Origin of the sequence: Sphingobium fuliginis (assembly GCF_015074805.1) — a bacterium.
GTDB lineage: Bacteria > Pseudomonadota > Alphaproteobacteria > Sphingomonadales > Sphingomonadaceae > Sphingobium > Sphingobium fuliginis.
In genome coordinates this window covers 3,163,443-3,188,968 of sequence record NZ_CP060035.1, presented here as the reverse complement: position 1 = coordinate 3,188,968, position 25,526 = coordinate 3,163,443, and the positions used below count along the sequence as shown (strand labels likewise).

Genomic DNA, 25,526 nt, shown 5'->3' with positions numbered 1-25,526 from the left:
ACAGGGACGTCAAGCGGAAGCGCGAACCGTCATTTCGTCCAGCATGCCGGCGACGATGTCGAAATAATCCCCCCATGTCGGCGCCCGCCACGCCGCGATCCGCGCGATCTGCGCCGCCCGTTCGGGCGCATCGGCCTTGCTGTACGCCTCTATGGCCCTCAGCCAGCCGAGGCCGTCCAGCGGGTCGAGATAATCCGGCGCCTCGCCGCCCACCTCCCGATGCGCGACGATGTCGCTGCAGATCACCGGCACGCCCGCCGACAGGGTTTCGATCACCGGCATGCCATAGCCTTCCTCGAAGGAGGGCATCAGCATCGCCCGCGCCCCGGCGACCAGCGCGTTCATCTCATTGTCCGGCACGCTGCCCGCCTCGATCACATGGCCGCGCAGGATTTCCGCCCGCTCCAGCATGTCGACGACATTTTCATTTTCCCAGCCGCGCCGCCCGATCAGCACCAGCACCGGCGCCTTGTCGCCCCATCTCTCCACCAGCCGCCGCCAGATGTTGAGCAGCAGAAGATGGTTCTTCCGCGGCTCGATGGTCGAAATATAGACGAAATAGGGCCGATCCGGCACTTCATGGCTGCCCTCCACAACCATGTCCGGCGCGTCCGCGCCGAAATGGGCGACGCGGATCACCCGCCCCTCCAGGCCGCGCGTCAGGCGCGGCGCCAGCGCATCGATCGTCGCCTGGCTGTTGCCGATGATCCCGTCGGCATAGCGGTCGATCGTGCGCACCCGCTTCAGATGCTCCTCCGCGCCCTGCGGCCGGGCGAATTCGGGATGGGTCAGCGGAATGACGTCATGCACCAGCGTCACGAAGCGCGCGCCCTCCGCCCGCAGGATCGCGCCGACCTGATCGGCGTCGTCCAGATGATGGGGCGACACCTGCAGATAGATGCGCGGCCCATGCGCCACCGGCACCGGGCGCGGGCGCAGCGCGATCAGGTGACGGATCACCGCCGCCTTGCTCTCGCGCTCGTCCACCTGCTCCGTGTTGCGCCAGCGCGCCGCGGTGAAGGCCAGGAACTGGCGCACCGCCGCATCCTTCAGCCGCCCATAATAGCCGCCCGCCGGATGAACGGCGGCGAAGGCCAGCCGGTCCGGCATCCGCTCCAGCAATTCGCGGGCATAGGTGAACTCGACCCGGTCGATCCCGGTCGGCGCGGCATGGAAACTGCGGGACAGCAGCCGGGAAATGTCCAGGACGATCTCCGCCGGCCGGCTGCCGCCGGCGAAGCGCCGGCTTTCCCGCTTGGCGCGAAGCGCCAGCCGCGCGCCGGGGGCCTTGAAGGGCTTGAGCGCCACCTCAGGGCGCTTTCACGAAGGTCTGGCGCATCAGAACTGGGCGCGAATCTCTTCGGCCAGCTTCTGCAGTTCCGCCGGATCGGCAAAGTCGCCCTGCGCATGGGCGACGAAGCCGCGCGGCTGGCCTTCCCAGCGCGGCACGATGTGGAAATGCAGGTGGAACACGGTCTGCCCGGCAGGCGCGCCGTTGAACTGCGCGACATGGATGCCGTCGGGGTCCAGCGCCCTGCGGGTGGCGTTGGCGACCTTCTTCACCGTCGCCATCACCTGCGCCAGCGCCTCGTCCTCGATGTCCAATATGTTCCGCGCCTTCGACCATTTGGAAATGACCAGGCTGTGCCCCTTGGACTGCGGCTGGATGTCGAGGAAGGCATATGTATGCTCGTCCTCATAAAGCCTGGTCGAAGGAATCTTCCCAGCCAGGATCAGGGCAAAGACATTGCCATCGTCATAGGTGCCGTCGAGGCTCATCGTGCTTCCTCAGAGCGATTTACAAATGATCCGACTGGATCGCCGGTTAGGAAATCGCGGTAAACAAAAAACTTCGGAGCGGCGATCCGATTCGATCGGATCGAAGCTCTAGGACTGATAATGCGCACTGGTCTTGGCGGCGACTTCCTCGGCCGTCACGCCCGGCGCGCATTCGATGAGGCGGAACGGGCTGTCATGGTCGGGCCGCTGGAACACGCAGAGGTCGGTGACGATCATGTCGACCACATTCCTGCCGGTCAGCGGCAGGGTGCAGGCCGGGATGAACTTGGGACTGCCGTCCTTGGACGTGTGCTCCATGACGACGATGATCTTCTTGACGCCCGCGACCAGGTCCATCGCGCCGCCCATGCCCTTGATCATCTTGCCCGGGATCATCCAGTTGGCGATGTCGCCATGTTCCGAAACCTCCATCGCGCCCAGCACGGTCAGGTCGATATGCCCGCCCCGGATCATCGCGAAACTGTCGGCGCTGGAAAAATAACAGCTCTGCGGCAATTCGCTGATCGTCTGCTTGCCCGCATTGATCAGGTCGGCATCCTCCTCCCCCTCATAGGGGAAGGGGCCGATGCCCAGCATGCCGTTCTCCGACTGCAGCGTCACTTCCACGCCATCGGGAATATGGTTCGCCACCAGCGTCGGGATGCCGATGCCCAGGTTCACGTAGAAACCGTCCTGCAATTCCTTCGCCGCCCGCGCGGCCATTTCGTCACGAGTCCAGGGCATGTTATTTCTCCCCATCGGCAGGCGCGGCCCACCTCTTGTCCAGCGGAAAAACCTCGTCGAAGCCGCCCTTGAGGCCGCTTCCATAAACCGGATTGGGCAGGACGAACCAGCCATTGCCCCACATCTGCGCGATCGCCGGCTGCATGGTCGCGGCACGCCGCGCCGTCACCGGCGGTCCGCCATTGAACAGGTCCGAAAAGTCGCCCAACTGGTCGCCGCCCATGGCGATGACGCAATATCGCGCCGCGATCGTCGCCCGCCGCCCGTCCTTGCGCGATCCCATGGCGTCGTCGCCGCTCAGGAACAGCGTCTGCCCATGCACGGCATCGCCCAGACCGGCCGCCTTTATGGCGCGGACGGTCGGCTCGACATTCCCGGCGGCGCGATTGGTGTTGAACACCACCGTCACGCCCATCTGCCGCAGCGCGCGCACCATCCGGTCCGCGCCCGGAACCGGCGCGACCGCAGCTTCGCCCGTCCTTTCCCACGCATCCCAGGCGGCCGTGTCGAATCCCCTGCCCGTCCGCGCTGCATGATATTCATAGCCGATGTTGAGCATCACCGTCTCATCGACATCGAAGACGGCGGCAAGGGGCTTTGCGCCGCAGGGCACGAAGCGCGGATCGTCAAGGCCTGCGCCTTCGGCCAGGATCACGCTGTCTGCCGGGCGCGCCTTCACCTTCGCCGCGACATGCGCCAGCAAAGCCTGATAGGCCTGGAGCGAAAGCGCCGAAGCCTCCCCCGACCCATAAAGATACTGCATCCCGGCCGGGGGCGTTTCGGGCGCGACCGGAACCGCCGCCGGCCGATCGGCCGAACAGCCCGCCAACATCATCGAAACCGCTAGGCCGACAGCCCCCCTCCCACTCGCGGGAGGGGTCGGGGAAGGGCATGTCACGTCAAACCGCCTCCCTCTGGCGGACGGTGCGGAATTCGATTTTCTTGTCGTAAGGCGCTCCGACGATCATGCGCTTGACGTAGATGCCGGGCAGATGGATCGCATCGGGGTCGAGGCTGCCGGTGGGCACCACCTCCTCCACTTCCGCGACGCAGATCTTCGCCGCCGTCGCCATGGGCTGGTTGAAGTTGCGCGCCGTCTTGCGGAAGATGAGGTTGCCGCTCTCATCGGCCTTCCAGCCCTTGATGACCGCCACATCGGCGAAGATGCCGCGCTCCAATATATAATCCTGCCCGTCGAAGCTCTTCACTTCCTTGCCCTCGGCCACCGCCGTGCCCACGCCCGTCCTGGTGTAGAAGCCCGGAATGCCCGCGCCGCCCGCCCGGCAGCGTTCGGCCAGCGTGCCCTGCGGGCAGAACTCCACCTCCAGCTCCCCGGCCAGATATTGCCGCTCGAACTCCTTGTTCTCGCCCACATAGCTGGAGATCATCTTCCTGACCTGACGCGTGCGCAGCAGCTTGCCCAGCCCTTCGCCATCGATCCCCGCATTGTTGGAGGCGATGGTCAGTTCCCTGACGCCCGAATCCCGGATCGCATCGATCAGCCGCTCGGGTATCCCGCACAGACCGAACCCGCCAGCGCACAGATGCATGCCGTCGAACAGCAAACCCTCCAACGCACTCGCCGCATCGGGGTAGAGCTTGTTCACCATCGCCTGTCCTCCTGCCGGGAATCCGCCCAAGGAGATAGAAGCAACCCGGCAAAGGGTCAATTTGCTGCAACGGCGAAAGTCGCAACCCCGCCGATACCACGACAACACCCGCGCAGGCGCTCCAATGAGGCAGGCGGCTCATGACCGCCCCGTCCCGCCCCGTTCAGGCACCATCCCAACCGGGCTCCTGCCTCCGCGGGAGCATGGCGCACCCTCTTGCCAGCGCCTCAGATCAGCCCAGCCAATGGACTTGAAGGATCGGCATACATGCGCTTCGCCATCCGCCCGGCCCTATAGGCCATCCGGCCCGCCTCGACCCCGGCCTTCATCGCGGCGGCCATCAGCACCGGGTCCTTCGCCTCGGCAATGGCCGTGTTCATCAGCACGCCCGTGCAGCCCAGTTCCATCGCCTCGGCCGCTTCGGAAGCCGTCCCCACGCCCGCATCGACCAGCACCGGCAGCCGGGTCCCTTCCACGATCAGCCTTATCGTCACGCGATTCTGGATGCCCAGCCCCGACCCGATCGGCGCGCCCAGCGGCATGATCGCCACCGCGCCCGCATCCTCCAGCCGCTTCGCCGCAATGGGATCGTCCACGCAATAGACCATCGGCTTGAAGCCTTCCCTGGCCAGTATCTCCGTCGCCCGCAGCGTTTCCACCATGTCGGGATAGAGCGTCCGCGCCTCGCCCAGCACTTCCAGCTTCACCAGATCCCAACCGCCCGCCTCGCGCGCCAGGCGCAAGGTGCGGATCGCCTCCTCCCCCGTGTAGCAGCCTGCCGTATTGGGCAGATAGGTGATCTTCCGGGGATCGATGAAATCCGTCAGCATCGGCGCCTTGGGGTCCGACACATTGACCCGCCGCACCGCCACGGTGACGATCTCCGCCCCCGAAGCCGCGACGGCCGCCGCATTCTGCTCGAAATCCCTGTACTTGCCCGTGCCGACGATCAGCCGCGAACGGAAGGTCCGGCCCGCCACGGTCCAGCCATCCTCATCCACCGCCGGGACATCGCCGCCGCCCGCCACCGGATGGTCGCCGCCGCCAACGAAATGCACGATCTCCAGTTCGTCGCCATCCTCGACGCACACCTGCGCCAGCGTCGATCGCGGCACCACCTCCAGATTGCGCTCCACCGCCACCTTCTCCGGCACGAAACCCAGTTCGCTCGCCAGCTCCGCCAGCGTCATGCCCGCACGCACGCGGCGATGCTCGCCATTGATATGGATGGACACGGTTCCGTCGACGCTCAATGCTCTGTCCTGTCAAACAAGGTGTCTCGACTTGGCGCGACACGAAGGGCTAAAGATCAGCGCGCATATAGGGGCGTCGACGCCCCACCCGCAACCATAAGGGGACCGCCATGGCCGAAACGCGCAAAATCTATGTCCTGAACGGTCCCAACATCAACATGCTCGGCACGCGGGAGCCTGAAATCTACGGCTATGACACGCTGGACGACATTGCCGAGCGGATGGAGGACGCCGCCAACCGCGCCCATGTCGAGATCGATTTCCGCCAGTCCAACCATGAAGGCCATCTGATCGACTGGCTGCAGGAGGCGCATGCGGAGGGCGCGCACGCCGTCATCCTCAACGCCGCCGGCCTTACCCACAGCTCCGTCGCGCTGCACGACGCGATCAAGGCCATCACGGTCCCGGTGATAGAGGTGCACCTCTCCAACCCCCACCGGCGCGAGGAATTCCGCCACAAAAGCTATGTCGGCATGGCGGCGAAGGGGACCATCGCGGGCTTCGGCGCCCTGTCCTACATGCTCGCGCTGGAGGCGGCGCTCGAACTGTAACTCGACGCACATAAGTTGCGCTCCGGCGCAAATACGCATAGGCGCGGGCATCGGAACACGAAATTCACCGTCCAGGGACTGAAAATGAACGACAAGGCTGAAAAGGGCGCAATGCAGGTGGACGTACAATTGGTGCGCGATCTCGCCGCGCTGCTCGACGACACCAACCTGACGGAAATCGAGGTGGAGGACGGCGACCGCAAGATCCGCGTCGCGCGCAAGGTGGGCGGCGGCGCCGTCACCTATGCGCCCCCGCCCGTCGCCGCCGCTCCGGTCGCCACGGCCGCGCCGGCCGCCGCTCCCGCTCCGGCCGAAGCCGCCACCCCGGCCGTGGCCGCCAACGCCATCCGCTCGCCCATCGTCGGCACCGCCTATCTCGCCGCCGAACCGGGCGCTGCGCCCTATGCCGCCGTCGGTTCGACCGTGAAGGCGGGCGACACCGTGCTGATCGTCGAAGCCATGAAGGTCATGAACGCCATCACCGCGCCCCATGCCGGCACGGTCAAGGCCGTGCTGGTCGATAACGGCCAGCCGGTCGAATATGACCAGCCGCTGATCGTCATCGAATAAGGGCCGCTTCACACATGGCCATCGAAAAGCTGCTGATCGCGAACCGGGGCGAAATCGCGCTCCGCATCCATCGCGCCTGCCATGAAATGGGCATCAAGACGGTGGCGGTGCATTCGACCGCCGACGCCGACGCCATGCATGTGCGCCTCGCCGACGAAGCGATCTGCATCGGCCCGCCCGCGGCGAAGGACAGCTATCTCAACATCGCCGCGATCATCTCCGCCGCCGAAATCTCCGGCGCGGACGCGATCCATCCGGGCTATGGCTTCCTGTCGGAAAACGCCCAGTTCGCGGAGATCGTGGAGGCGCACAACATCGCCTTCGTCGGTCCCAAGCCCGAACATATCCGCATCATGGGCGACAAGGTGGAGGCAAAGCGCACCGCCGGCGCGCTCGGCCTGCCGCTGGTTCCCGGCTCCGACGGCGCGATCTCCGACATCGCGGAAGCGAAGGAAATCGCCGCGAAGATCGGCTACCCCGTCCTCATCAAGGCGGCCTCTGGCGGCGGCGGACGCGGCATGAAGGTGGTGCCTTCCGAAGACCAGCTCGAAACGCTGATGAAGCAGGCCGGCTCGGAAGCCAAGGCCGCCTTCGGCGACGACACCGTCTATATGGAAAAATATCTGGGCAATCCCCGGCATATCGAATTCCAGGTCTTCGGCGACGGCAACGGCAACGCCATTCACCTGGGCGAGCGCGACTGCTCGCTCCAGCGCCGCCACCAGAAGGTGCTGGAGGAGGCGCCCTCCCCCGTCCTCTCCACCGCCGAGCGCGACCGGATGGGCGAGGTCGTGCGCAAGGCGATGGCCGACATGGCCTATCGCGGCGCGGGCACCATCGAATTCCTCTGGGAAGACGGCGAATTCTACTTCATCGAGATGAACACCCGCCTGCAGGTGGAGCATCCGGTGACGGAGATGATCACGGGCGTCGATCTGGTGCGCGAACAGATCCGCGTGGCGGAGGGCAAGCCGCTCTCGGTCGAGCAGAAGGACCTGGTCTTCACCGGCCACGCCATCGAATGCCGCATCAACGCCGAAGACCCGCGCACCTTCGCGCCCTCGCCGGGCACCGTCACCAGCTATCATGTGCCGGGCGGCATGCATGTCCGCGTCGATAGCGGCCTGTATCAGGGCTATAAGGTGCCGCCCTATTATGACAGCATGATCGGCAAGCTGATCGTCTATGGCCGCACCCGCGAAGGCGCGATCATGCGCCTGCGCCGCGCGCTGGAGGAATATGTGATCGAGGGGATGAAGACCACGATCCCGCTCCACCAGAAGCTGCTGACCGACCCGGACTTCCTCAACGGCGACTACACGATCAAGTGGCTGGAAGAGTGGCTGGAACGTGAGGGATAAGAAGGCATGAGGGCGACCATCTGGCACAACCCCCGCTGCTCCAAATCGCGCGCAGCGCTCGCGATCCTGGAAAATGCACCGGGGGTCGACGTGGAGGTCGTCGAATATCTCAAGACCCCGCCCAGCCGCACCGAAATCGAGGCGGTCCTGAAGAGGGCGGGCGTGCGCCCATCGGAAGCCGTCCGCAAGGGCGAGGGCGTAGCGAAGGAAATCGGCCTGGACGTGTCGGACGACAAGGCCGTCCTCGACGCGATGGCCGCGCACCCGATCCTGATCGAACGCGCCATCGTGATCACGGACAAGGGCGCGGTGATCGCCCGGCCGCCAGAACGGGTGAGCGAAGTCCTCTAGCCTGCGTCGTTATGCGTCATTCTGCGCTCGACCCAGGGCCAAGGCCGAAATGGAATACGAAAAAGGGTGGAATCAGGACATTCCCCCTCCCGCAGGCGGGAGGGGGTTAGGGGGTGGGCTGGCGCGACATCAGCGTGAATTTTCAACGGCTAAGTCAGAAGCTCGCTACGCTCGCGTCCACCCCTAACCCCTCCCGTTTACGGGAGGGAAAGGTCCTGAATTGGTCGAATTTTCAGGTTCGGCTCCTCCGGCTCACGATTTTGCGAGCAACCAAGCTGAAAAGCCAACCCAACGCGCATAGCCACGACGCAATCATTCCAAGGCCACAGGCCATCCCCGAAATATGTCCCACGCCTAACGGCACGGTAATGGCCGTGGAAAACACCGCCAAAATCATGATCCACACCGTGAGCATAATCGCTTTCATTCGGCCATAGTTACTCACCCTGCAATTCACGGCAGGAGTGTCGGCTTTCTGGCCATCTAACGCGGGATAGAAATGACAAAATATGGTCGCTTGCCGCTGGGCGGCTTTCCAATCCCAAACCGGACCATCGCCTTATCGGCGACACGGATCGCAATTCGCAGGCTGAGAACGATGATCTGGGTGGATAGGCGAGACTGTCCGGTTCTGAGGAAGTTCGCCCAGAAACCGCCCGTAGGCACGCCCTTGTTTGGTGCTACTGTGTACCCATCGGACGTGGCGTCGTTGCCGATTTCCACCCGGGAGGCAAGGGTTCAGCATAACCTTTAGGTCTCTGAAAGGCGGCTCCATATGCAAACCGACCGGTAGCCCCCTTGAATCCAAGCAGATACCAAATCTCGATCATATAGTCCGCTGTCCGATCTCGATCTTCCGTTTCGAGTTCGTCTACGCGCTTCATACTCCGCCCGATCAGGTCCGACACCCGTGCCGCTGGGATAGGTCCGTTCTCTTGCGATAGAATCGATCCAATAACGTCGTTCACAGCCGCCCGAGCGATTACGCCTTCTTCCGGTGTGGCGACGCCCGTGTAGCCTAGCGGAGGATAATTGTGTGGCTCGAACTTTCTTTCATCCCTTAGGGCGATCAGCGCGTGCCGCTTTTCCAAGTTTAGTTGCACAGTCTCCTGGGAGGGCTTGGGAAATAAACTGGAATACCTCCACCAACCCGCAGCAATGAGCGCGAACAAAGCAATCACTATTAGGATGAGGAATGTCCGCATCTAAGCGTTTTCACACCACGGCAGAAAGTCCGCAAGTGGTCGTTTCCAGACCCCACCTCCGACGCCTGAGCGGCAGCCTTCGATCAGGCGTTACCCGAAAACCACAGAAAGCTCCAAAAACATCCTATTCCTCCAACAGGGGCTGATCAGGCCTGTCCTATTCCGCGCCGACCCGCTTATCCCACCACCCTCTTTGAAACGTCCGACCCATCCCCCCTCACGCCCACGCGCGCCCAGGCACGCGCGCGCATACACTGTGAACTTCGACCCGAAAATGGCGGATTTCCGCCCTTTCCAACACATCACCCCCGCCCCGATCCGGGAACCCGCCTCCTACACCGACAACCCCACTGGAGCCACCCCGCATAACCCGCTATCCCCTCCCCCCATGGCCCAGAATCATCTCTATCTCGTCGACGGCAGCGGCTATATCTTCCGCGCCTATCACCAGCTTCCGCCGCTCACCAACAGGCATGGCCAGCCCGTCGGCGCAGTCTATGGCTATACCACCATGCTCTGGAAGCTGGCCGACGAACTGGGCAAGGCGGAGGGCCCCACCCACCTCGCCGTGGTGCTGGATAAGGGCAGCCACACCTTCCGCAACGACATGTACGACGCCTATAAGGCGAACCGACCGCCGCCGCCGGAGGATCTGGTCCCGCAATTCCCGATGATCCGCGACGCCACCCGCGCTTTCTCCCTCCCCTGCATCGAGGAAGCGGGGTTCGAGGCGGACGACATCATCGCCAGTTACACCAGGGCCGCCGTGGCGGCGGGCTGGCACGTCACCATCGTCAGTTCCGACAAGGACCTGATGCAACTGATCCAGCCCGGCGTCGACATGTACGACACGATGAAGAACGAGCGGCGCGGCGCCGACTATGTCATGGCGAAATTCGGCGTCCAGCCGGAACAGCTTGGCGACGTGCTCGCCCTGATGGGCGACAGCGTCGACAATGTCCCCGGCATCCCCGGCATCGGCCCCAAGACCGCCGCCAAGCTCATCACCGAATATGGCAGCCTGGAAGCCGCGCTTGAAGCCGCCCCTTCGATGAAGAAATCGAAGATGCAGGAAAATCTCATCGAACATGCCGACATGGCCCGCCTGTCGCGCCGGCTCGTCGCGCTGCATGACGCCATGGACCTGCCCGAGCCGCTCGACGACCTGACGCTGAAGGGCATTCCGCTGGAGCCGCTGCAGGCCTTCCTCGAACATCACGGCTTCAAGTCGCTGCTCGCCCGCGCCGGCGCGCCCGCCGCGGCCGTGGCGGTCGCGACCGCCGCCGCCGCCGTCACCGAACTCGCCGCTCCCGCCGCCCCGGTGCTGGAGGAGGAACCGCCGATCGACCGCAGCCTCTACGAAACGGTGGTGACGGAGGACGCGCTCGACCGCTGGATCGCCGCCGCCCATGCCGAGGGGCTGGTCGCCGTCGATACGGAGACGGACATGCTCGACTGCGTGTCCTGCGCGCTGGTCGGCGTCAGCCTCGCCGTCGGCCCCAACGCCGCCTGCTATATCCCGGTCGGCCATGGCGGCAAGGACATGTTCGCGGAGAAACCCGACCAGCTTCCCCTCGCCCTCGTCCTCGCGAAACTCAAGCCGCTGCTGGAGGATGACAGCGTCCTCAAGATCGGCCAGAACCTCAAATATGACATCACGGTCCTGCGCCGCCATGGCATAGAGATCGCCCCCTATGACGACACCATCGTCATGAGCTTCGACCTCGACGCGGGCCAGAGCCTCGCGGGCCACGGCATGGACGAGGCGGCGAAGGTCCACCTCAATCACACCTGCATCAGCTTCAAGGATGTCTGCGGCACTGGCAAGAGCCAGATCAGCTTCGCGGAAGTCCCGCTCGACAAGGCGACCGAATATGCCGCCGAGGATGCCGACGTCACGCTGCGCCTGTGGAAGCTGTTCAAGAGCCGCGTCGCGAATGAAGGCGCGACCCGCGTCTACGAGCTGGTCGACCGCCCGCTCGTCGCGGTGATCGCGAAGATGGAGCATGAAGGCATCAAGGTCGACCGCGAGGCGCTCTCCCGCCTCTCCGCCGAGTTCACCGCCGAGATCGCCAAGCTGGAAGGCGAAATCCACGGCCTCGCCGGCCAACCCTTCGCCATCGGCTCCACGCAACAGCTTGGCGCGATCCTGTTCGACAAAATGGGCTACAAGGGCGGAAAGAAGGGCAAGTCCGGCGCCTATTCGACCGACGTCACCATCCTGGAGCAGCTCAAGACCCAGGGCGCGGAAATCGCGGGCAAGGTGCTCGACTGGCGGCAGCTTTCCAAGCTCAAGTCGACCTATACCGACGCGCTTCAGGCCCAGATCAACAGGGACACCAGCCGCGTCCATACCAGCTACAGCCTGTCCGGCGCGCAGACCGGCCGCCTGTCCTCGACCGACCCCAATCTCCAGAACATCCCGATCCGCACCGAAGTCGGCCGGCAAATCCGCCACGCCTTCGTCGCGGAACCGGGCAATGTCATCCTGGCGGCGGACTATAGCCAGATCGAACTGCGCCTCGCCGCGCATATGGCGGACGTGCCCGCGCTGAAGGAGGCGTTCGCGAACGGCGAGGACATCCACGCCGCCACTGCCCAGCAACTCTTCGGGGAGGTCAACCGCGACACGCGCGGCCGGGCCAAGACGATCAACTTCGCCATCCTCTACGGCATCAGCCGCTGGGGCCTCGCCGGACGGCTGGAGATCAGCGCCGACGAAGCGCAGGACATGATCAGCCGCTATTATGAACGCTTCCCCGGCATCAGCCTCTACATCACCGACACGATCGAAAAGGCGCGCTCAAGGGGCTATACGGAAACCCTTTTCGGCCGGAAGACATGGTTCCCCCGCATCAAGGCGTCGATCCAGCATGAACGACAAGGCGCCGAACGGGCCGCGATCAACGCCCCGATCCAGGGCACCAGCGCCGACATCATAAAGCGCGCCATGGCCCGCATGGGCCCCGCGCTCGCGGCGGAAGGGCTGCATCAGGTCAAGATGCTGCTGCAAGTGCACGATGAACTTGTCTTCGAACTGCCGGAAGGCGATGTGGAACAGGCCAGCACCGTCATCCGCCGCGTCATGGAAGGCGCCGCCGAACCGATCGTGAAGCTGAGCGTGCCGCTGGGCGTCGAAATCGGCTACGGCCCAAGCTGGGGCGCGGCGCACTAGAGCCAATCGACATTCAGCCCTGACGGCCTGCAAATGGCGCTTTTCCGTGCTTCCGGTGCTCACCTACCTTGAGTACGCTGCGCTCCGGGTCACGGAAAACCACCATTTTCGGCTCGTCATCTTCTGAATGTCGATTGGCTCTAATCCTTGAAGGCGCGGCGCGCCGGGAATTCACCCCCGCGCGTACCGGTCCTCATACCGAACGATGTCGTCTTCCCCCAGATAGGTTCCCGTCTGCACCTCGATGAACACGACGGGAATCTTCCCCGGATTCTCGACCCGATGCTTCGCCCCCGCCGGGACATAAAGCGACTGGTTTTCCGTCAGCAGCGTCACCTCTTCATTCACCGTGACCTTGGCCGTCCCTTCGACGACGATCCAATGTTCCGACCGATGGAAATGGCTCTGCAGGCTCAATGACTGCCCCGGCTGCACGACGATCCGCTTCACCTGGAAGCGCTCGCCCGCCAGCAGGCCCTCCACCCAACCCCATGGCCGGTGATCCTTGGGGAAACTTTCCGCCTGCGCGGCGCCCTTCTTCTTGAGCGCCTCGACGGCCAGCTTCACATCCTGCGAGCGCGCCTTGTCCGCGATCAGCACCGCGTCGTTCATCGCCACCGCAATGATGTTGCTGAGCCCGATGCCGACCAGTTCCATGCCTTCACTGTCGGACCGCAGCAGCGTATCGCTGCAATCGATCGCCGTCGCCCCGCCGCTCACCGTCACGCCAGCCGTATCCGGACCGGCATGGCTCCACACCGCATCCCAGCCGCCCAGGTCGGACCAGCCAGAGCCATAGGGCACGACCGACAGATTGTCGGCCCGCTCCATGACGGCATAATCGATGGAAATGTCCGGCGCGCTGTCCCATGCTTCCGCCGCCAGCCGCAAAAAGCCCAGATCGCCTTCCGCCGCCTCGACCGCCGGCCGCACCGCCGCCAGCACGTCGGGCGCATGCGCCTCGAAGGCGGCGACCAGATCCTTCGCCGCAAACAGGAAAATCCCCGCATTCCAGAGATGATCGCCGCTCGCCAGCATCTCTGCCGCACGAACCGCATCGGGCTTTTCGACGAAGCGCGCCAGCTTGATCGGTTCGCCCGATCCATCCGGCCGGGCGACGACCTGCAAATAGCCATAGCCGGTTTCCGGCCGTGTCGGCTGAATGCCGAAGGTCACCAGATCGCCGACATGCGCCGCCGCCAAGCCTTGGCTCACCGCCGCACGGAAGGCCTCTGCATCGGGCACCACATGGTCCGATGGCGCGACCAGCATCACCGCCCCTGGATCGTCCGCCATCAAATGCAGGGCCGCCGCCAATATGGCGGGCGCCGTGTTGCGCACCGAAGGCTCGATCATGATGGCCCGCGGATCGGTGCCCTCCTGCGCCAGTTGTTCAGCTACGATGAAACGGAACGCCGCGTTGGTCAGGACGACGGGGCGGCCAAAGGCGAAACCCTCGCCCGCACCCGACAGCCGCCGCACCACGGAGCGGAACAGCGTCTCCTCACCCAGCAGCGGCACGAACTGCTTGGGATAGGATTTGCGCGACAGCGGCCACAACCGCGTCCCCGATCCACCGGCCAATATGACTGGCGTAACCTGCTGAAATTCTTTTCCTTCGATACCCGGCATGCAACTCACTCGAACAAGGCGATCCATCCCGATGGGACCATATCCGCCCCTCTTATCGCCATTCCGTGAAAGCACCTATGAAGAAGCCGAAAAAAAGCGGCCCACGCCGGGGCCGCTTATCGTCAGTCGAACAGCTCTTCGAGAAAGCTCTTCTTCCGCTTCTTCTGATAATATCGCCCGTCGTCGCGATGGTCGCGGTCCGGCCGGTAGCTGGGCTGTGGAGCCGGAACCCCGCCCGCCGACCGTTCGATGATCTTGTCCAGTTCACCCCGGTCGAGCCAGACGCCCCGACATTGCGGGCAATAGTCGATCTCCACGCCCTGACGGTCCGTCATGGAGAGGCCCACATGACAGACCGGGCAGAGCATGGCCGACACCGCGGCCTGATCCCGCATTCGGGTTACTCCCGCTCGCCGGTCAGGCTGAGCAGCATCTGGAACAGGTTGACGAAGTTCAGGTAGAGCGACAGCGCGCCCATCACCTGCATCTTCTGCGTGACTTCATGGCCGGCATAGGCGAAATATTCCGACTTGATGCGCTGCACGTCCCAGGCGGTCAGGCCAGTGAAGACCACCACGCCGATGATCGAGATGACCATCGCCATAGCCGACGAGCCGATGAAGATATTGATGAGGCTCGCTACCAATATGCCGATCAGGCCCATGATCAGGAACGACCCGAATTTCGACAGGTCGCGCCCGGTGGTATAGCCCCACAGCGCCATCGCCAGGAACATCACGGCGGCGGAGAAGAAGGCCTGCGCGATCGATCCGCCGGTGAAGACCAGGAAGATGCTGGCCAGCGACACGCCCATCACCGCCGAAAAGGCGTAGAAGGCCATGCGCGCGCCGGCCGTCGTCATCTTTTCGATGCGGAAGCTGAAGAAGAACACAAAGGCCAGCGGCGCGAAGATCGCCACCCATTTGAGCGGCGTGCCGAAGATCGCGGCGGCGAGCGCCGGCGTATTGCCGATGAGGGCGGCGACCAGCCCGGTGATGACCAGGCCGATGCCCATGTTGCGGAAAACGCCCAGCATGTGCGCGCGCAGCCCGGCGTCGGTCTGCGCCGTCTGGCTCGCACCATAGCCCGGCATACGAACGGGATTGTTCACGGCGTTATCACTCCATCCAAAAACAGTCTTGACGGATCGAGTGGCCCGGCGCGGTCTTCGTGCTACGTCAGAGGGGGGCAAACGCACACGAACCTGCACCGAGCACACTCGATGCGGTCCGACATCGCGGCTGGATGTCACATCCAACCGCCAGAGGGGCCCGGCCCGCACAAGCAATATCGGTGGGGCAACGCGCCATTGCAAGGGATGGCGCAGAGCGTCGGTCCGCCAGCAACAATTTATTACAAATGCCAAGGCCGGTTGACGCTTCGGCCCGATCGCCGCATGGCTGCGCCCATGAGCGACCAGTTCACACCCGCCCAGCAGCATGCCGATGCGCCTCTGCGCCTGTTCAACAGCCTGACGCGCACGGTGGAGGCCTTCGCCCCGATCGAGCCGCACCACGCCCGCGTCTATAGCTGCGGCCCGACGGTCTATAATTACGCCCATCTCGGCAACCTGCGCGCCTATGTCTTTACCGACACGCTGCGCCGCACCTTGCTCTGGAAGGGGCTCACCGTCACCCATATCATCAACATCACCGATGTCGGCCATCTGACGTCGGACGCGGATGCCGGCGACGACAAGATGGAAGCCGCCGCCCGCGCCCAAGCCAAGAGCATCTGGGACATAGCGGCGCATTATACCCAGGCCTTCAAGCAGAACATCGCCGACCTCAACATCATCCCGCCCAGCGAATGGACGGTCGCCACCGACTATGTCCCGCAGATGATCGCCTTTGCGGAGAAGATCGCGCCGGCCCATTGCTACGAACTGGAAACGGGTCTCTATTTCGACAGCAGCACCGTGCCTGATTATGGCGCGCTGGCCGGGGGGCGCGACGATGCCGCCCATGCCCGCATCGATCCCGTCGCCGGCAAGCGCAACCCCAGCGACTTTGCGATCTGGCGCAAATCCCCGCCCGGCGAACAGCGCCAGATGGAGTGGGACTCGCCCTGGGGCAAGGGTGCGCCGGGCTGGCATCTCGAATGTTCGGTGATGAGCGAGGCGCGGCTTGGCCATCCGTTCGACATCCACACCGGCGGCATCGACCATCGGGAAATCCACCATCCCAACGAGATCGCGCAGAATCAGGCATTCCATGGCTGCTGCGGCGAAGCGGACGCGGCGACCGCAGGCTTCACCGGCGCGAAATGGTGGATGCACAATAATTTCCTCGTCGACCGGCAGGGAAAGATGAGCAAGTCCAAGGGCGGCTTCACCACTCTCTTCTCGCTGATCGACGCGGGCGTGCATCCGCTCGCCTATCGCCTGCTGTGCCTGGGCGCGCATTATCGCAGCGAGTTGGAGTTCAGCGCGGACAGCGTCGGCGCAGCGCTCACCCGCCTGAAACGCCTCGTCATGGGTGTCGAAAACCTGAAGGCGCGGGCCGAGGGCGTGACATGGCAGTCGCTGCGGCTGGACTGGCTGCGCGCCAATCTCCACCCCAAGCTCGCGCCCTTGCTCGAACAGTTCGACGCGGCGATCAGCGACGACCTGATGACGCCCCGCGCGCTGCCGCTTCTGGAGGAGACCATCGCCATCAAGAAGGTGCCGGTGGACGAGAAGCTCTGCCTGCTCGCAGCCTTCGACCAGGCGCTGGGCCTCAACCTGCTGACCATCGGCCGCGCAGACCTGCGCATCCGGCCCGGGGACGCGGCGATCGCGCCCGAAGAGATCGAAGCCGAACTGGACCGTCGCCAGCAGGCGCGCACCGAAAAGGACTTCGCCCTGTCGGACGAGATACGCGACGCCTTGATCGACCGGGGGGTCGAGGTGATGGACGGCGATCCGCTTCGCTGGGACTGGCGCCTCACCCTCAACACGGCATAAGGTTCCGGCGGCTGAGCCGGACCGTGCGGCGGATCAGCCGGCCCGTTTGTACATATGTCAGGCAAGCGGGCATATTCCGCGCATGCTAAAAGCCGCAACCGCAGCGTTCATGGGAATTGGCGCCATGACGATACCGACCGTCGCTGCGCCTGCGCAAAGCTATATGTTCGAGACGGGAACGACCCTGCTCGCCAAATGCCGCAACAAGGCGCCGGAATATGCCCTGGCCTGCACCGCCTATATCGTCGGCGCGGTGGACGGCATCAAGAAGGATGTGTTCATCGGCCGGGCCAAGCCCAATTGCTGGCCCGCCCAGATGAATGCGGAGGAAGTGAAGCGCATCGTCCTCACCTATCTGACCCGTTATCCCGACCAGCGGCAGGCGCCTGCCTCCGTCCTGGTCAGCGTGGCGCTCAACGAACATTATCCTTGCCAGAAATAACGGGCCCCCGCACGCCGCCGCTATAAACTTGCGTTAGCCACTGGTTGCGCGTAGGTGCGGCCCCTATTTTACGATCTTTGGGAGACTCGACGTGGCGGCGAAGTGGACGCCGGAAAGCTGGCGCAGCCAAAAGGGCATCCAGATGCCCGTCTATCGTGACGGCCAGGCGCTTGCCGCCGTGGAGGCTCAGCTCAGCCAGTTTCCCCCGCTCGTCTTTGCCGGCGAAGCGCGCAGCCTGAAGGCCGAACTCGCCAGGGTGACGAATGGCGAGGCGTTCCTGCTTCAGGGCGGCGATTGCGCGGAGAGCTTTGCGGAGTTCCATCCGAACAATATCCGCGACACCTTCCGCGTGCTGCTGCAGATGGCGGTGGTGCTGACCTTTGCGTCCAAGCTGCCGATCGTGAAGGTCGGCCGCATGGCTGGCCAGTTCGCCAAGCCGCGCTCCGCCGATACGGAGACGATCGGCGGCGTCGAACTGCCCAGCTATCGCGGCGACAATGTCAACGACATCGCCTTCACGGCGGAGGCGCGCGAACCCGACGCGGGGCGGATGATCCGCGCCTATAACCAGTCGGCGGCGACGCTTAACTTGCTGCGGGCCTTTTCGACCGGGGGCTATGCCAGCCTGGACCGGGTCCATGGCTGGATGCTGGATTTCATGGGCCGCAGCCCCTGGGCCGCGAAGTTCGAGGCGATGGCCGACCAGATCGGACAGGCGCTCGACTTCATGCGCGCCTGCGGCCTGTCGCCCGAAACCGTGCCGCAATTGGGGGGAACGAGCTTCTACACCAGCCATGAGGCGCTGCTGCTGCCCTATGAGCAGGCGCTGACCCGGCAGGATTCGCTGACCGGCGACTGGTACGACACCTCCGCGCATATGCTGTGGATCGGGGATCGCACCCGGTTCGAAGGGTCGGCGCATGTCGAATATCTGCGCGGCATCGGCAATCCGATCGGCATGAAATGCGGCCCCAGCCTGGAGCCGGATGCGCTGATCCGCCTGCTGGACGTGCTGAATCCCAGCCGGGAAGCGGGCCGGATCACGCTTATCACCCGCTACGGCCATGACAAGATCGAGGCGGGCCTGCCCAGGCTGGTCCGCGCGGTGCTGAAGGAAGGCCATCCGGTGGTCTGGTCCTGCGACCCGATGCACGGCAATGTCATCAAGGCGGCCAATGGCTACAAGACGCGGCCGTTCGACCGCATCCTGGCGGAGGTGCGCGGTTTCTTCGCCGTTCACCGGGCGGAGGGCAGCTTCGGCGGCGGCATCCATGCCGAAATGACCGGCCAGAATGTGACGGAGTGCACCGGCGGCGCCGTGGCGATCACGGACGAAGGCCTTGCGGATCGCTACCACACCCATTGCGACCCGCGCCTCAACGCGGCGCAGAGCCTGGAACTCGCGTTCCTGCTCGCAGAAATGCTGAACGAGGAACTGAAGGAACGCCGGGCAGCCGCCTGATCCTTCGAAACGGAAATGATCCCGCCGCGACCATGCCTCGCGGCGGGATTTTTCTTGGCGCAATCCCGGTGCTCGTTTGAGCGCCCTATGTCGCGGGCGCCGGATTAGCACCTCTTTCGCGCTGAGCTTGTCGAAGCGCCACGCTTCCTTGGGGAAAGCGCAGGATGGCGACAGGCTCAGTCCGAACGGATGGGGGTGAACGAGGAATGATCGGCACTGGCCATCAAAACCCGCCAGCGGACCAACCCATCATCCTCTTCGACGGCGGGCTGGTAATCGAGGGTCCGGCAGGGTCCGTCACATGCACGTAACAATCCCATGATTCAGCCCTTGCTTTGGCGGTGCAGCAAGATAGCCTCCGCATATGGCAAAGGAACCGCAAGTGGCGACCATCGCCGTCTACAGCCTGAAGGGCGGGGTCGGGAAAACCACCTTCGCGATCAACCTCGCCTGGGCATCCGCAAGCATTTCGAAACGGCGGACATTGCTGTGGGATCTCGACCCACAGGCCGCGTCGAGCTGGCTGATCTCCACGGACAGCGAAAGCCGCGACGCCGCGCAGGCGATCTTCAGCAAGGATGTGGAGGTCCGCAAGCTGATCCAACCCTCGACGGTGCAGGGCCTCGACCTGATCGCCGCCGACACCTCGCTGCGCAGCCTCGACCATCTGTTCCGGGAGATGGACAAGAAGAAGCGTCTCGCCAAGCTGATCGAGAGCCTGGGCAAGGATTATGACCGGATCATCCTGGATTGTCCGCCCGGCCTCACCGAAACCAGCGAGCAGGTGCTGCGCGCGGCGGACATGATCGTCATTCCGGTCATCCCCTCCCCCCTCGCCCAACGCGCCATGGGGGAGGTCGCCCGCTATCTGGTGCAGCGCGGCGGCAGCCATCCGCCGATCATGCCGGTCTATTCCATGGTCGACCGCCGCCGTGGCCTGCATCGCGCAGCCCTGGAATCCCAGCCCGGCTGGCCGGCCATTCCCATGGCCAGCGCGGTCGAACAAATGGCTGTCCGCCGCAAACCGCTGGGCGCCTTCGCGGCCTCATCCCCATCCGCCCAGGCCTTTGCCGGACTTTGGACGACGATCGAGCGGCAGCTCCAGAAACGTTAGGGCGGCGACAGGATTTGGCGGGTTACCGCCTGCCAACAGCCTCCGCCTACTTCAACCTCGCGATCGCGCCCGGATCGCACCGCTTCTCCCTGTGCGGCACGGGCGACCAGCCGGGCACCAGGATCGACTGCCCGACCCGAAGGGGCGCAAAACGCCGCCGTTCAATGCCTGCGCAACGCAGTTGGAGTTCCAGCATTTTGGGCGGGGTATCCCATTTCTCGTAGGAAAGGCGGAACGTCCCCCAATGGATGGGAATGGCGGTCGAGGCCTTGAGCTTTTCGAAAATCTGCACGGCCTGTTCCGGCCCGACATGGGAATCCGACTGCATTTGTCCGGCATGGAAGCGGAAGGCGCCAATCGGGATCATCGCCAGCCTGATCGGCCCCAGCCGCGCCGCGTCCGCGGGCCAGGCCATATCGCCAGCGCCCGTGTCGCCCGCGAAGAAGATATTGCCCGCCCGCGTGCTGACGAAGAAGCTCGACCAGAGCGCCCGGCTGCGGTCAGTGCCCCAGCGGCTGCTCCAATGATGGTTGCGCAGCACATGAACGCGATAATCCGGGCAATGCTCATAATTTTCGCATTGGATCACCGTGCCGTCGCCCAGGCCGTTCAACGCCGCGCCGCTTATCGATTGCCCCCAGTCGAGCGCCGTCGACGGAATGCCGTTGGCTTTCAGGATCGCGTCATTGCCCAGGCTGGTGACGATCTTCGGCCTGTCCCGTTTCCAAAGCCTTTTCAGCGTGGGGATGTCCATATGGTCGTAATGATTGTGGCTGAGGAGGATGAGGTCGATCCTCGGCAGATCGTCGAAGCGCACGCCCGGCTGCGCCACCCGCCGGGGCCCCAGGGGCGGAAAGGGGCTGGCATGGTCGGACCAGATCGGATCGGTGAGGATATTGAGGCCCGCCGCCTGCACGAGTACGGTGGCATGTCCCACCCAGGTGGCGATCATGCCACGCGGCGCCGCGAAGGCAGGCGGGCGCGAAGGCTTGACCGCCACCATGTCAGGCCATGAGGGCCGGTCGTCCTGACCCAGCAGCCACCGCGCGATGAAACCGCGCGGGTTGCCGCCCGCCGGTGCGGGAGAGCGGATGTCCCCATCGGGATTGAAGAAGCGTTCCCCGTCATAATGGCGGGTGACCGGCCCTTCATAATAGATGCGGTCGAGAAAGGGTGGAACGACGGTCACCGCCAGGCACAGGGCGACAACCAGAAACAGCAGCGCAACGCCCAAGCCTTTGACGATTTTCCCGACGATGCCGCCCATGCCGTCTCCCGCTCCGATGACCGGACGGACATAGCGCGGTTCAAGGTATCGGCAAGCGTGGAGATGGAGGAAGGGGCAAGAGTGGAGAGCGGACGTTGATGTTGGTCTGGGTAAAGCATGCTCCTACGCGGGAGCACCGCGCGCCTAATGGCGGAACCCGACTATCTCCGTCGCCCCACACCCAGCCATCCTGACCCGCCTCGCACCCTCAGGATGCCATGGAACGAGGCACGGCGCGCAATGTCGACGGGTTGATCGCCTGGACGAATTCCACCCCCAGCCGGTCGTCCTTGGACCATCGCGCGATGGCATTGACGGTCTGGTTGTCGCCCAGTTCGATGGCGAACAGCGTGCCCTCCGGCACGTTCCACAGGCCCTCCAACTGCGCACCCGTGGCGGAGATGTTGCGGATGCGCCCGGTATAGACATGACCGTCATGGTGCACGGCCACGGTACGCAACATGGTCTTGCGTTCCGTCCGGCTCGACTGGAAGCCCTGCGGCGCGACCACGCCGCCATGGCGGTGTTGCTGGACCAGCACGTCCGCCGCCGGCAGCGGGCGGCCATAGACATAGCCCTGGATATGGCTGCACCCTAGGTTGCGGATCAGCGCGAGTTCATCCTGCGTCTCCGCCCCTTCGGCCGTGGTATCCATGCCCAGCGCTTCGGCCAGGCTGACGATCGCCTTGATGATCGCGCTGTTAGGGCTGCCCTTGATCGCGGCGCCGCGCACGAAGCTCTGGTCGATCTTGATCTTGTCGAACGGCGCTTTCTTGAGATAGCCGAGCGAGGAATAGCCGGTGCCGAAATCGTCGAGCGCCAGTCGCACCCCGATGCCCTTCAGCCGGGAGAACATCGAGTCCGTGCCATCATCGTCGTTCAGGAACACGCTTTCGGTGATCTCCAGCTCCAGTCGCTGGGCCGCCAGCCCGGAGGCGGCGAGCGCATTCATGACGATCGAGGGCAGGCCGTGATTGGCGAACTGGATCGGTGAGACGTTGACGGCCACCCTAACCCCGTCGGCCCACTGCGCCGCATCGCGGCAGGCGGTGCGGAGCACCCATTCACCGATCGGGCCGATCAGGCCGCTTTCCTCCGCAATGGGGATAAACAGCGTGGGAGAGATCAAGCCGCGCACCGGATGCTGCCAGCGCAGCAGCGCTTCATAGCCGGTAATCTGCTCGGTCCGGGAGGAAACCACCGGCTGATAGACGAGGTGCAGGGCGTTTTCGACCAGCGCCTTGCGCAGATCCTCCTCCAACTGGCGGCGATCCTCGGCATCGGCATGCATCTCCGGGGAATAGAAGCGATAGATGCCGCGCCCGTCCCCCTTGGCGGCGTAGAGCGCAAGATCGGCATTGCGGATGAGTTCCTCGGCCGTCACGCCATCCTGCGGGCAGAAGGAAATGCCGATCGACACCCCGATGACGACCGCCGTTCCCTCCACCGTATAGGGCTGGGACACATCGGTGATGATCGCCCGCGCCAGATGGTCCAGGGTGATCTTGTCGGGTCGGCCGGGCAGCAGGATCTTGAATTCATCACCGCCCTGACGTCCGACCAGCCCCTTGTTGCCGACAACCCGCCGGATACGCTCGCTGACCTGGCGCAGCAGCGCATCGCCAGCCGGATGGCCCAGCGTGTCGTTGACGATCTTGAACCGGTCGAGGTCCAGCATCATCAGCGTGCAGTCACGCGGCTGCCCGTTCTTGCCCGCGACCGCCTGCTCCAGCGAGCGCATCATCTGCACCCGGTTGGCAAGGCCGGTCAGCGAATCATATTGGGCGAGCCGCGTCACCTCCGCCTGGCTGCGGCGCATTTCGGTAAGGTCCGTGCCGCTGCCCCGGAAGCCGTGGAACTGGCCGAATTCGTTGAACACCGGCTGGCCGGAGATCGACCACCAGCGCTCGTCCTTCGCCATAGCGGCGCGGACGGGAATTTCGGCAAAGCCGGTGCGCGCCGACAGGTGGAACCCCAATGTGCGCTCGCCATCGCCATCCTGCCGGTCGCCGGGACGGATGATTTCCGTGATCGGACGGCCGATCAGGGCATCGTTGCCCAACCCCAAGGTACGGGCCAATGTGTCGGAAATATAGACGATGCATCCGTGGCGGTCGGTTTCCCAGAACCAGCCGCGACCTGACTGTTCATAGTCATGGAGCAGCCGGTCGGAGCGCTGGGCCCTCAGATCCCGCTGATGGAAGGCGATGGCGCGGTTCATGTCGGCATGCGCCTGGCGCAGCGCGGCGACCAGCATCGCGGCTATGCAACTGATCAACAGGCCGACCTGCGCGAAATCGCCCCGATGCAGGATGGAGGCGATCAGCAGGCCGCAGAAATAGCTGACACCCAACAGGCGCCGGTCGCCGAAGATCGACACGGCCATCAACGCGACCGCCATTTCCGCGGCCAGATTGCGCGAAGGCTCGCCGGCGATCAGCGACGGCCCCAGCATCAGGCTGAAGCTGAGGCCCGAGAGCAGCACCATCGGCAGCATCAGCCATTTCTGGTGATGTGGCCGCAAAAGCTGGAACCGGGCTCCGCGCGGCACGACGATGGCAATGCCGTCGACCAGCAGCATGGCCGCCAGGGCAACGGCATGGCCGACATTGCCCTCATCATAGAAAGGCACATGCAGCAGAGCGGTGATGCAGAGCTTCCCCAGCAGGACAAGCGGCCAGAGCCGGGCGATATGGACGAAGGTGCCGGAAATCCAGGAAGCGTCGACGGCAGCCCCGCTTTCGGCAAGGCCAAGCGCCGCGACCAGATCGGTCCGCCGCGTATGCAGTTCTGCCAGGTTCGCCCGCAAGGAAGTCATATTCCCTGCGTAACGACAAGAGATTGAAAGAAACTTACCCGACAGGCAAGGTCTGCGGCGGGTGGTTTCCCGCCACTAATCCCCGCCCCTGAAGGGGAGGGGAAGCGTCAATGTCCGCAACCGGGCAAAACCCTCAAACGCGCATGGGCATCAGCACATAGAGCGCGGGGCTGCGATCATCTTCGCGGATCAGCGTCGGCGCAGCGGCGTCGGCCAGGTGCAGTTCGACCAGATCACTGTCGATCTGGCCCAGGATGTCGAGCAGATAACGCGCGTTGAAACCGATGTCGAAGCCCTCGCCCTGGAAGGTCCCGGGGACTTCCTCGGCCGCCGTGCCGTTTTCCGGGCTGGTGACGGAAAGGGTGATCTTGTCGCGGTCCAGCGTCATCTTGACGGCGCGGGTCTTTTCGGTGGCGATGGTCGCCACGCGGTCCACGCCTTCCTCGAAGCTGCGCGGATCGATCTTCAGCAGCTTGTCGTTGGCGGTCGGGATGACGCGGCTGTAATCAGGGAAGGTGCCATCGATCAGCTTGCTGGTCAGGATGGCGCTGCCCAGGCCGAAGCGGATCTTGCTCGCCGACAGCGAAATCTGCACAGAGCCTTCCACCTCGTCGAGCAGCTTGCGCAGTTCCCCGATGCACTTCCTCGGCACGATGATGCCCGGCATGCCGTCCGCGCCGTCGGGTCGCGGCACGGTGACGCGCGCCAGGCGATGGCCGTCGGTCGCCGCCGCCTTCAGCACAGGCTGTCCCTCGTCCGAAACGTGGAAATAGATGCCGTTCAGATAATAGCGCGTCTCTTCGGTCGAGATGGCGAAGCGCGTCTTGTCGATGATCTGCTTCAGCGTTTCGGCGGGCAGTTCGAAGCTGGTCGGCAGGTCGCCTTCCGCGATCACCGGGAAGTCGTCGCGCGGCAGGGTCGACAGGTTGAAGCGGGCGCGGCCTGCCTGGATCAGCATCTTGCCCTCGGCGGCCTGGAGCGAGACCTGGCTGCCTTCGGGCAGCTTGCGCGCGATGTCGAACAGGGTGTGCGCCGAAATGGTGGTCGCGCCGGGCTGTTCCACCTGGGCGGCGACGCTTTCGACGATCTGGAGGTCGAGGTCGGTCGCCATCAGCTTGATCGCGCCATCGGCCGATGCTTCGATCAGCACGTTGGACAGGATCGGAATCGTGTTGCGCCGCTCGACCACCGACTGGACGTGGCTGAGGCTCTTGAGCAGCGTTGCGCGTTCGATGGTGGCCTTCATGT

22 protein-coding genes are annotated in these 25,526 nt (G+C 64.4%); 9 read left to right on the top strand and 13 right to left on the bottom strand.

The window, feature by feature from the left end; genetic code table 11:
- Nucleotides 1-9 precede the first annotated feature (9 nt).
- From H5V43_RS15425 to thiS, 6 genes are all read right to left on the bottom strand, one after another.
- Nucleotides 10-1,308 (bottom strand): glycosyltransferase family 4 protein, encoded by a 1,299-nt coding sequence (locus H5V43_RS15425; RefSeq protein ID WP_044661389.1) that lies wholly within the window; start codon nt 1,306-1,308, stop codon nt 10-12.
- A gap of 30 nt (nt 1,309-1,338) precedes the next feature.
- On the bottom strand, nt 1,339-1,779 hold the full coding sequence (locus tag H5V43_RS15420; RefSeq protein ID WP_099185232.1) for an HIT family protein: 441 nt from the start codon (nt 1,777-1,779) through the stop codon (nt 1,339-1,341).
- A 108-nt stretch (nt 1,780-1,887) separates the two neighbouring features.
- Nucleotides 1,888-2,523: a CoA transferase subunit B gene (locus H5V43_RS15415; protein WP_048576270.1), complete on the bottom strand. Its 636-nt coding sequence runs from the start codon at nt 2,521-2,523 to the stop codon at nt 1,888-1,890.
- Between the two features lies 1 nt (nt 2,524).
- A complete protein-coding gene (locus H5V43_RS15410) occupies nt 2,525-3,358 on the bottom strand; it encodes a 5'-nucleotidase, lipoprotein e(P4) family (protein ID WP_037483047.1) in 834 nt (277 codons plus the stop codon).
- A 64-nt stretch (nt 3,359-3,422) separates the two neighbouring features.
- Nucleotides 3,423-4,133, bottom strand: coding sequence for a CoA transferase subunit A (locus tag H5V43_RS15405; RefSeq protein ID WP_025549848.1), 711 nt, complete (start codon nt 4,131-4,133; stop codon nt 3,423-3,425).
- A gap of 227 nt (nt 4,134-4,360) precedes the next feature.
- Nucleotides 4,361-5,386 (bottom strand): sulfur carrier protein ThiS, encoded by a 1,026-nt coding sequence (thiS, locus tag H5V43_RS15400; protein ID WP_099185234.1) that lies wholly within the window; start codon nt 5,384-5,386, stop codon nt 4,361-4,363.
- A gap of 110 nt (nt 5,387-5,496) precedes the next feature.
- Between thiS and aroQ the strand changes: the two genes are divergently transcribed.
- The 4 genes from aroQ (at nt 5,497) to arsC (ending at nt 8,219) form a co-directional block, all read left to right on the top strand.
- Complete coding sequence (aroQ, locus tag H5V43_RS15395) at nt 5,497-5,937, top strand: type II 3-dehydroquinate dehydratase (protein ID WP_025549846.1); 441 nt, start codon at nt 5,497-5,499, stop codon at nt 5,935-5,937.
- 84 nt (nt 5,938-6,021) lie between these two features.
- A complete protein-coding gene (gene accB / locus H5V43_RS15390; RefSeq protein ID WP_025549845.1) occupies nt 6,022-6,507 on the top strand; it encodes an acetyl-CoA carboxylase biotin carboxyl carrier protein in 486 nt (161 codons plus the stop codon).
- 14 nt (nt 6,508-6,521) lie between these two features.
- A complete protein-coding gene (accC, locus tag H5V43_RS15385) occupies nt 6,522-7,868 on the top strand; it encodes an acetyl-CoA carboxylase biotin carboxylase subunit (RefSeq protein ID WP_025549844.1) in 1,347 nt (448 codons plus the stop codon).
- A gap of 6 nt (nt 7,869-7,874) precedes the next feature.
- On the top strand, nt 7,875-8,219 hold the full coding sequence (gene arsC / locus H5V43_RS15380) for an arsenate reductase (glutaredoxin) (RefSeq protein ID WP_025549843.1): 345 nt from the start codon (nt 7,875-7,877) through the stop codon (nt 8,217-8,219).
- Between the two features lie 680 nt (nt 8,220-8,899).
- Here the strand turns inward: arsC and H5V43_RS23930 are convergent.
- Nucleotides 8,900-9,424 carry a DUF4844 domain-containing protein gene (locus H5V43_RS23930; protein ID WP_037484397.1) on the bottom strand — a complete coding sequence of 175 codons (525 nt, stop codon included), beginning with the start codon at nt 9,422-9,424 and terminating at the stop codon, nt 8,900-8,902.
- 388 nt (nt 9,425-9,812) lie between these two features.
- Between H5V43_RS23930 and polA the strand changes: the two genes are divergently transcribed.
- Complete coding sequence (gene polA / locus H5V43_RS15370) at nt 9,813-12,599, top strand: DNA polymerase I (RefSeq protein WP_193666713.1); 2,787 nt, start codon at nt 9,813-9,815, stop codon at nt 12,597-12,599.
- Nucleotides 12,600-12,770: 171 nt separating this feature from the next.
- Here polA and H5V43_RS15365 read toward each other — a convergent pair whose 3' ends face one another.
- From H5V43_RS15365 to H5V43_RS15355, 3 genes are all read right to left on the bottom strand, one after another.
- On the bottom strand, nt 12,771-14,231 hold the full coding sequence (locus H5V43_RS15365; protein ID WP_037484354.1) for a mannose-1-phosphate guanylyltransferase/mannose-6-phosphate isomerase: 1,461 nt from the start codon (nt 14,229-14,231) through the stop codon (nt 12,771-12,773).
- 122 nt (nt 14,232-14,353) lie between these two features.
- Nucleotides 14,354-14,626 carry a TFIIB-type zinc ribbon-containing protein gene (locus tag H5V43_RS15360; protein ID WP_025552169.1) on the bottom strand — a complete coding sequence of 91 codons (273 nt, stop codon included), beginning with the start codon at nt 14,624-14,626 and terminating at the stop codon, nt 14,354-14,356.
- Between the two features lie 5 nt (nt 14,627-14,631).
- Nucleotides 14,632-15,324: a Bax inhibitor-1/YccA family protein gene (locus H5V43_RS15355; RefSeq protein ID WP_037484356.1), complete on the bottom strand. Its 693-nt coding sequence runs from the start codon at nt 15,322-15,324 to the stop codon at nt 14,632-14,634.
- 315 nt (nt 15,325-15,639) lie between these two features.
- On the opposite strand from H5V43_RS15355, the gene cysS reads away from it, so the two are divergent.
- From cysS to H5V43_RS15335, 4 genes are all read left to right on the top strand, one after another.
- Nucleotides 15,640-17,175, top strand: coding sequence for a cysteine--tRNA ligase (gene cysS, locus H5V43_RS15350; protein WP_025552173.1), 1,536 nt, complete (start codon nt 15,640-15,642; stop codon nt 17,173-17,175).
- 124 nt (nt 17,176-17,299) lie between these two features.
- Nucleotides 17,300-17,617 (top strand): Rap1a/Tai family immunity protein, encoded by a 318-nt coding sequence (locus H5V43_RS15345; RefSeq protein ID WP_044662810.1) that lies wholly within the window; start codon nt 17,300-17,302, stop codon nt 17,615-17,617.
- Nucleotides 17,618-17,708: 91 nt separating this feature from the next.
- Nucleotides 17,709-19,079, top strand: a complete 1,371-nt coding sequence (locus tag H5V43_RS15340; RefSeq protein WP_099185235.1) for a class II 3-deoxy-7-phosphoheptulonate synthase — start codon at nt 17,709-17,711, stop codon at nt 19,077-19,079.
- 364 nt (nt 19,080-19,443) lie between these two features.
- Nucleotides 19,444-20,193, top strand: coding sequence for a ParA family protein (locus H5V43_RS15335; protein ID WP_025549665.1), 750 nt, complete (start codon nt 19,444-19,446; stop codon nt 20,191-20,193).
- A 46-nt stretch (nt 20,194-20,239) separates the two neighbouring features.
- Here H5V43_RS15335 and H5V43_RS15330 read toward each other — a convergent pair whose 3' ends face one another.
- The 3 genes from H5V43_RS15330 to dnaN form a co-directional block, all read right to left on the bottom strand.
- Entirely contained in the window at nt 20,240-21,460 is a 1,221-nt protein-coding gene (locus H5V43_RS15330) for an MBL fold metallo-hydrolase (RefSeq protein WP_025549666.1), read from the bottom strand.
- 208 nt (nt 21,461-21,668) lie between these two features.
- Complete coding sequence (locus tag H5V43_RS15325; RefSeq protein WP_025549667.1) at nt 21,669-24,278, bottom strand: EAL domain-containing protein; 2,610 nt, start codon at nt 24,276-24,278, stop codon at nt 21,669-21,671.
- Nucleotides 24,279-24,411: 133 nt separating this feature from the next.
- Nucleotides 24,412-25,524 carry a DNA polymerase III subunit beta gene (dnaN, locus tag H5V43_RS15320; RefSeq protein ID WP_025549668.1) on the bottom strand — a complete coding sequence of 371 codons (1,113 nt, stop codon included), beginning with the start codon at nt 25,522-25,524 and terminating at the stop codon, nt 24,412-24,414.
- Between the last annotated feature and the right edge of the window lie 2 nt (nt 25,525-25,526).

What these genes read in the sequence shown, in the direction of transcription:
- accC (WP_025549844.1), top strand. Translation starts at nt 6,522, where the DNA reads ATGGCCATCGAAAAGCTGCTGATCGCGAACCGGGGCGAAATCGCGCTC.
- polA (WP_193666713.1), top strand. Translation starts at nt 9,813, where the DNA reads ATGGCCCAGAATCATCTCTATCTCGTCGACGGCAGCGGCTATATCTTC.
- H5V43_RS15330 (WP_025549666.1), bottom strand. Translation starts at nt 21,460, where the DNA reads ATGGGCGGCATCGTCGGGAAAATCGTCAAAGGCTTGGGCGTTGCGCTG.
- H5V43_RS15415 (WP_048576270.1), bottom strand. Translation starts at nt 2,523, where the DNA reads ATGCCCTGGACTCGTGACGAAATGGCCGCGCGGGCGGCGAAGGAATTG.
- H5V43_RS23930 (WP_037484397.1), bottom strand. Translation starts at nt 9,424, where the DNA reads ATGCGGACATTCCTCATCCTAATAGTGATTGCTTTGTTCGCGCTCATT.
- H5V43_RS15355 (WP_037484356.1), bottom strand. Translation starts at nt 15,324, where the DNA reads ATGCCGGGCTATGGTGCGAGCCAGACGGCGCAGACCGACGCCGGGCTG.
- H5V43_RS15405 (WP_025549848.1), bottom strand. Translation starts at nt 4,133, where the DNA reads ATGGTGAACAAGCTCTACCCCGATGCGGCGAGTGCGTTGGAGGGTTTG.
- arsC (WP_025549843.1), top strand. Translation starts at nt 7,875, where the DNA reads ATGAGGGCGACCATCTGGCACAACCCCCGCTGCTCCAAATCGCGCGCA.
- H5V43_RS15345 (WP_044662810.1), top strand. Translation starts at nt 17,300, where the DNA reads ATGACGATACCGACCGTCGCTGCGCCTGCGCAAAGCTATATGTTCGAG.
- H5V43_RS15410 (WP_037483047.1), bottom strand. Translation starts at nt 3,358, where the DNA reads ATGATGTTGGCGGGCTGTTCGGCCGATCGGCCGGCGGCGGTTCCGGTC.
- dnaN (WP_025549668.1), bottom strand. Translation starts at nt 25,524, where the DNA reads ATGAAGGCCACCATCGAACGCGCAACGCTGCTCAAGAGCCTCAGCCAC.
- aroQ (WP_025549846.1), top strand. Translation starts at nt 5,497, where the DNA reads ATGGCCGAAACGCGCAAAATCTATGTCCTGAACGGTCCCAACATCAAC.
- accB (WP_025549845.1), top strand. Translation starts at nt 6,022, where the DNA reads ATGAACGACAAGGCTGAAAAGGGCGCAATGCAGGTGGACGTACAATTG.
- H5V43_RS15365 (WP_037484354.1), bottom strand. Translation starts at nt 14,231, where the DNA reads ATGCCGGGTATCGAAGGAAAAGAATTTCAGCAGGTTACGCCAGTCATA.
- H5V43_RS15420 (WP_099185232.1), bottom strand. Translation starts at nt 1,779, where the DNA reads ATGAGCCTCGACGGCACCTATGACGATGGCAATGTCTTTGCCCTGATC.
- cysS (WP_025552173.1), top strand. Translation starts at nt 15,640, where the DNA reads ATGAGCGACCAGTTCACACCCGCCCAGCAGCATGCCGATGCGCCTCTG.
- H5V43_RS15325 (WP_025549667.1), bottom strand. Translation starts at nt 24,278, where the DNA reads ATGACTTCCTTGCGGGCGAACCTGGCAGAACTGCATACGCGGCGGACC.
- H5V43_RS15335 (WP_025549665.1), top strand. Translation starts at nt 19,444, where the DNA reads ATGGCAAAGGAACCGCAAGTGGCGACCATCGCCGTCTACAGCCTGAAG.
- H5V43_RS15360 (WP_025552169.1), bottom strand. Translation starts at nt 14,626, where the DNA reads ATGCGGGATCAGGCCGCGGTGTCGGCCATGCTCTGCCCGGTCTGTCAT.